Here is a 6,125-nt window from a genome sequence, read left to right on the forward strand (position 1 = left end):
AGGGGTCGTCGCCTTGTCCCCGTTGGGGGATGGGGCGGCGGCCTTCGTCGTTTGTGTGTGGAGCTGTTGTTGGTGTCGTTGCCCCTTGTGTGGGGTGCGGCACCGACAACAGCTCCATTCGCATTTTCGGTGACGTTTAGCATTCGCTTTTGCACGACCTGAGCACCGTGGATCAATTCACGCCAACGATTCGATATGAGTCCGCAATTTGTCCAGCGCATCCCGAATGACGGATTCACGCTTGCAGAACCCGAATCGCGCGAGATTGACCCACCTCGGGTCATCGACGTCATCGACGAAGGCCGGCACGGGGATGGCGGCGACGCCGACCGTCTCCGGCAGCGCCCGGCACGTCTCCATGGCGGTGCCCAGTCCCAGCGGAGAGACGTCGGCGACGACGAAGTATCCTCCGTCGGCGCCGTGCACCTCGAGGCCGAGCTCGCGAAGCCCGGCCACCAACACGTCGCGATTCGACTCAAGGCGGCGGGCCATGTCGTCGACCCAGTCACCGCATTCGTCGAGTCCCCGCGCCACCGCCGGCTGCACGTGCGTCACGCCGACGTAGCTGAGGAACTGCTTCGCGGTGGTCACGGCCGAGACGATCTCCGGGCACCCCAAAACCCACCCGGTCTTCCAGCCCGTGACGTTGAACGTCTTCGCGGCGGAGGACACGACCACGCACCGGTCGCGCATGACCGGGACGTCGGCGATGGAGCGGTGCGGGTGGCCGTCGTAAAGCAACCGTTCGTAGACCTCGTCGGCCAGGACGATGGCGCCGACCCGGCGAGCCTCGGCGGCGACGGCCTCGAGTTCGGCATCGGTGAAGATGGTGCCCGTCGGGTTGTGGGGAGTGTTGATGATGATCATCGCGGTATCGTCGCGGACCGCCTCGCGCAACGCCGCGAGGTCGAGCCGCCACCCGTCGGGCCCTGAGACGAGGGGCGCCGTCGTCCACTCGGCGCCGGCCAGCGTCACCGCGGCGCGGTAGGAGTCGTAGAACGGCTCGATGAGCACGACGTGCGCCCCGGGTTCGACCAGCCCGAGCACGGCCGCCGTGATCCCCTCGGTGGCGCCGACGGTCACCAGGCACTCGGTATCCGGATCCCAGCGTTGGCCCAGGCGCCGATCGCGGTCCTCGCAGATCGCGCGGCGCAGCGTCGCCGTGCCGCGCCCCGGCGCGTACTGGTTCTCGCCGCGCTCGATGGCCGCGATGGCCTCGTCGAGCATGACCCGGGGGCCGTCGCTGTCCGGGTATCCCTGGCCCAGGTTGATCGCGCCCGTGGAGGCCGCCAGGCGGCTCATGGTGGCGAAAATCGTCTCGCCCAAAGGCCGCAGGCGGCGCACGGTGGGGTCGGCGGTCGGGGGCGGCGTGGACGCGGGCGCGTCCGTGGGGTCGGTGCTCATGGATACGACGGTAGGCGATTCAATGCGGCCGCGTGGCCGGCGCACGGGGCGGTCGGCGGCGGTGCGATCCGCGCGTGCTGGCACAATGTGCGGCATGAGTGAACCGATTTCGGGCTTCGACGCGCGCCCCGGCTACGACCCCGCCAGCGAGGGCTTCACGCCCGTGACCACGGACGAGGGCAAGTTGCGCCAGCTCATCGATTACCTGGAGGAGCACGTGTCCGCGTATCGCGATCGCGCGGCGGTCCCGTGGTCGGCGGCGCCCGAGGAGGTCGCGGCCGCCCGCGCCGCGGCCAACGACCGGATGGCGAGGCTTCCCGACGCCATCGTCCACGCCTCGATGCTCGTGCTCGGCGCCGGCGTCGACCACACGCTGCCGTTCGTGGCATTCGGCGGCGCGGGCTGCGACATTTCCGATCACGACGCGGGCGGCGTTCCCGTCCGCGTGTTCGTGCCGCAGTCGCCGACGGGCGCCGTGGTCGTCGCGGCCCATGGCGGTGCGTGGTGGATGGGCGACGGCACCGCTCGCGACGGCTCCTTCGGCCCGGATTGCGCGGCGCTGGCCCAGCGGTCGGGTGCCGTGGTCGTCGACGTCGACGTCCGGCTGGCCCCGGAGCACCCCATGCCCGCCGCGGCGGAGGACATCGCCGCCGCCGTCCGCTGGGTGCGCACGGGCCGGTCGCCGCAGATCGCCGCGGATGCCCCGGTGGTCCTGTGGGGCCGGTCCTCGGGGGCGCACGCGGCCGTAATCGCGGCCGGTTTGCTTGACGACGCCGGCGTGGACATCGCCTCCGTCGCCTTGACGGCGCCGTCGCTGGATCTGAGGGGGCGCTCGGCGGAGATGCTCACCGCCATCTTCGGCCACGCGGACGCGACCGATCCGGCCGTGTCCCCGGCGCTCGGCGACGTGGCGCGGTTGCCGCGGGTGCACGTGCAGCTCGGTTCGAAGGACGAGACGGTGGCGGGCGGGGACGTGGTCGTCGCCAAGCTGAGGGAGGCCGGGAAACCGGCGACGTCGTCGGAGTTCCTGTCGACCCATCTCGTCGCGGTGCCGGCGGTGCAGCGCGAGCGCATCACCGACCTGGCCCGCCACATCCTCGACGCCACGGGCACGGCCCGCGAGCTGCCGGGCGACCCGGCGGGGGAGTACGACAAGGACGCCATCGACCGGGCGAATGAGGAGTCCTGGGGCCGGTAGGCGCCGGTCGTGGGTGCTGTTCGGTGCGGGCCGGAAAAGGGGGAGGGGCCTAGAGCTCCAGCAGGTCGTACTTGGTGGCGCGGACGTCGTCGACGCGGTCGAGGTTGTCGCGCAGCAGCTGCCAATCGCCTTCCGGGATGGAGCGCTCGGCGTTGCGGCGGGTGCGCGACGACGGCGTCGCCCACGCGATCGGCACCGGGGTGATCTGGTCCCAGTGATCGCGGCCGCGGCGGTGCTTGCCGCCGACGGCGACGGAGGGCACGCGCGCGCCGATGGTGCGGGGCGTGCCCGACACCTTGGTCACGGTGCGCAGCGCCAGCGCACGGCGGGGCTCCGCGTGGTCGTCGGAGGCGGTGTCGACCAGCGCCATCAGCGTCATGGTGCGGGGATCGACCTCGGCGATCATCGCCGGCGCCAGGGGCCACGTGTCGTAGAGGTCCTGCGGGGTGCCCGTCGTCCCGGGCAGCGTCAGCGCCACCCACGCGCACATGGTGCCGAAGGTTATGGACAGGATGCCCAGGAACAGCCCCGCCCCGGACGTGCCCAGCAGCCACAGCGCGAGGCCGCCGCCGGCCCACAGCAGCACCGCCATGATGGCGGCGGACAGGCGCAGGCGCTTGCCGTCGCGGAAGTACTCGTTGTTGGCGGTGTTGTGGGCTTCGTCGACGGTGAAGTCGAAGCTCATCGGGTGGGTCCTCTCTGGGGTGTGCGGCGCGGTCGTCTACAGCGTATCGCCGGGCAGCGACGGGCCGAGCAGCTCGTCGGCGTCGGCGATGCGGTAGGCGTAGCCCTGCTCGGCGAGGAAGCGCTGGCGGTGGGCGGCGTACTCGGTGTCGAGGGTGTCGCGGGCGACGACGGAGTAGAAGATCGCGCCGCCGCCGTCGGCCTTGGGGCGCAGCAGGCGGCCCAGGCGCTGGGCCTCCTCCTGGCGGGAACCGAAGGTGCCGGAGACCTGGACGGCGACGGCGGCCTCGGGCAGGTCGATGGAGAAGTTCGCCACCTTCGACACGACGAGCGTGGTCAGCTCGCCGGTGCGGAAGGCGTCGAAAAGCTCCTCCCTGCGCTTGTTCGGCGTCTTGCCGTCGATCACCGGCGCATCCAGCGCCTGCCCCAGCTCTTCGAGCTGGTCCAGGTAGGCGCCGATGACCAGGGTCGGCTCGCCGGGGTGGCGGTCCAGGAGCTTTTCGACGACCGGGATCTTCGTCGGAGACGTCGCCGCGAGCCGGTAGCGGTCCGCCGCCTCGGCGGTGGCGTAGACCATCCGCTCGGATTCGGTGAGGGTGACGCGGACCTCGATGCACTCCGCCGGGGCGATCCAGCCCTGCGCCTCGATGTCCTTCCACGGCGCGTCGTAGCGCTTCGGGCCGATGAGGCTGAACACGTCGCCTTCGCGGCCGTCCTCGCGCACGAGAGTGGCGGTCAGGCCCAGGCGGCGGCGGGACTGCAGGTCGGCGCTCATGCGGAACACCGGCGCGGGCAGCAGGTGCACCTCGTCGTAGATGATCAGTCCCCAGTCGCGGGAGTCGAACAGCTCCAGGGCGCGGAACTCGCCCTTCGTCTTGCGGGTGACCACCTGGTACGTCGCGATGGTCACCGGGCGGATCTCCTTGCGCTCGCCGGAGTACTCGCCGATCTCGTCCTCGGTCAGGGAGGTGCGGCGCAGCAGCTCGTCGCGCCACTGGCGGCCTGCGACGGTGTTGGTGACCAGGATCAGCGTCGTGCGGTTGGCGTCGACCATCGCGGCCGCGCCGACGATGGTCTTGCCCGCGCCGCAGGGCAGGACGACGACGCCGGAACCGCCCTCGCGGAAGGAATCGGCCGCGTGGCGCTGGTAGTCGCGCAGCTCCCACTCGTCGTGCTCGCCGACCCACGCGATGTCGTGGGCCTCGCCGTCGACGTATCCGGCGGTGTCGCCGGCCGGCCAGCCGACCTTGAGCAGCTCCTGCTTGATGCGGCCGCGCTCGGAGGGGTGGACGGTCCACGTGTCGGCGTCGATCTCCTCGCCGAGCATGGGGCGGATCTTCTTGTGGCGGGTGATCTCCGCCAGCACCGCCGGGTCCTTCGATTCCAGCACCAGGCCGTGGGCGGGGTGCTTAGACAGCGTGAGCCGGCCGTAGCGGTCCATGGTCTCCGCGACGTCGATGAGCAGCGCCTGCGGCACCGGGAACCGCGAGTACTTCTCCAACACGTCGACGACCTGTTCAGCGTCGTGCCCGGCCGCGCGGGCGTTCCACAGGGCCAGCGGCGTGATCCGGTAGGTGTGGATGTGCTCCGGGGCCCGTTCCAGCTCGGCGAAGGGCGCCAGCGCCGCGCGGGCGGCGCCGGCGTCGTCATGGTCGATCTCGAGGAGCACCGTCTTGTCGGACTGGACGATGAGGGGGCCGTCTCCGAAGGACACGGGGCATCACCACTGCTTCCGGTTGGGGAACGTCGCGGAATCCGGCCGTCCGGGCCGAATCGCGCCAAAACCCCATTATGACCCCGCGGGCGTCACGCGTCGAGGACGACCTCCGTCACCCGGTGCAGCAGGAAGCGCAGCACCTGCCCCGTCGCCGGATCCACGGCGTCGACCTGGCCGCCCGACACGGTCACGGGGCGGACGCGGCGACGGCCGGCGCGGCCGTTGCGGTCGACGAACCCGATGGTCACGTCGAGGCCCGAGCGCGCCGCGCGATGCAGGAGCGCCTGGGCGGCCGCGCCGGTGGCCGGGTCGTCGTCCATGTCGATGCGGGTGCCGTCGCCGGAGTCGGCCGCCCGGTCGCCGGCCTGGATGGACTGCAGCGCCTGGCTGACCCGCCCGTCGTCGGCGCGCATCGCGGGAGCGGGCCGCCGCGGGGCCTCCGGCACGCGGAAGCGCTCCGGGCGCAGATCGAGGGCGGCGCCGGAGGGGTCCTCCGCGATGGCGGCCAACCCGGAGTCGCGCAATGCGGCGATCATCGCCGGCGGCGTGACCTGCGCGATGGCCACCGTGTCGGCCAACCGGCGCAGCCCGATGCGTTCGGCCACCGGGTCGGCCAGCACCTGCGCGAGCAGGGCCGGATCCTCGCAGCGCAGGTAGGCCCCGGCGGGACCGCCGCGCAAACGGCCGTGGCGGCGGGCGACGTCGTCGATGAGGTACGTCACCGACTGCGGCACCTCGCCCATCGCGCGATCCGCCAGGAACCCGTGGAGGTCCGCGGCGGTCGTCCCCGCGTCGAGGGCGCGGCGCACCGACTCCTCGGAGATGCGGTGGACGCTGGCCAGGCCCGGGGACTCCAGATCGGTGAAGGACTCGAGCTTCTCCAGGAAGGCGCCGTCGGCGGGGCCCGGCACGAGCAGCGTCAGGTCGGCCTGCACGATGAACTGCGTCGCCGGCTTCGGCAACGACGACGCCAGGGAGTCGGCCAGATCGGCGTCGTCGTCACGCTCGCCCGAATCACCCGCGGCCGCCCGGCCCGCCGCGGAGGCCCCGGCCCCGATGACCGACCCCGCGCCGCCGCCCACGGGCACGGCCAGGCCGAGAACCGCGAACTCGGAGAGCATC

At 72.1% G+C, this 6,125-nt stretch carries 5 protein-coding genes; 1 reads left to right on the forward strand and 4 read right to left on the reverse strand.

The genetic code is table 11. From position 1 onward, the window contains the following. Nucleotides 1-177: 177 nt before the first annotated feature. Nucleotides 178-1,404: an aminotransferase class I/II-fold pyridoxal phosphate-dependent enzyme gene (locus GX015_RS10050; RefSeq protein WP_291344849.1), complete on the reverse strand. Its 1,227-nt coding sequence runs from the start codon at nt 1,402-1,404 to the stop codon at nt 178-180. Nucleotides 1,405-1,498: 94 nt separating this feature from the next. Here GX015_RS10050 and GX015_RS10055 point away from each other — a divergent pair, with 94 nt between their 5' ends. Next, on the forward strand, nt 1,499-2,602 hold the full coding sequence (locus GX015_RS10055) for an alpha/beta hydrolase (protein WP_291344851.1): 1,104 nt from the start codon (nt 1,499-1,501) through the stop codon (nt 2,600-2,602). A gap of 49 nt (nt 2,603-2,651) precedes the next feature. Here GX015_RS10055 and GX015_RS10060 read toward each other — a convergent pair whose 3' ends face one another. From GX015_RS10060 to GX015_RS10070, 3 genes are all read right to left on the reverse strand, one after another. Beyond that, nucleotides 2,652-3,287 (reverse strand): DUF3239 domain-containing protein, encoded by a 636-nt coding sequence (locus GX015_RS10060; protein WP_291344853.1) that lies wholly within the window; start codon nt 3,285-3,287, stop codon nt 2,652-2,654. Nucleotides 3,288-3,323: 36 nt separating this feature from the next. Then, entirely contained in the window at nt 3,324-5,000 is a 1,677-nt protein-coding gene (locus GX015_RS10065) for a DNA repair helicase XPB (RefSeq protein ID WP_291344856.1), read from the reverse strand. A 92-nt stretch (nt 5,001-5,092) separates the two neighbouring features. After that, a partial coding sequence (locus GX015_RS10070; protein ID WP_291344858.1) for a helicase-associated domain-containing protein occupies nt 5,093-6,125 on the reverse strand: 1,033 nt, incomplete at its 5' end.

It is taken from the genome of Corynebacterium sp., assembly GCF_012837295.1.
Taxonomy (GTDB): Bacteria; Actinomycetota; Actinomycetes; order Mycobacteriales; family Mycobacteriaceae; genus Corynebacterium.

Bases quoted from the DNA above. Each gene is read 5' to 3' on its own strand.
- GX015_RS10050 (WP_291344849.1), bottom strand. From the start codon at position 1,404: ATGAGCACCGACCCCACGGACGCGCCCGCGTCCACGCCGCCCCCGACC.
- GX015_RS10055 (WP_291344851.1), top strand. From the start codon at position 1,499: ATGAGTGAACCGATTTCGGGCTTCGACGCGCGCCCCGGCTACGACCCC.
- GX015_RS10060 (WP_291344853.1), bottom strand. From the start codon at position 3,287: ATGAGCTTCGACTTCACCGTCGACGAAGCCCACAACACCGCCAACAAC.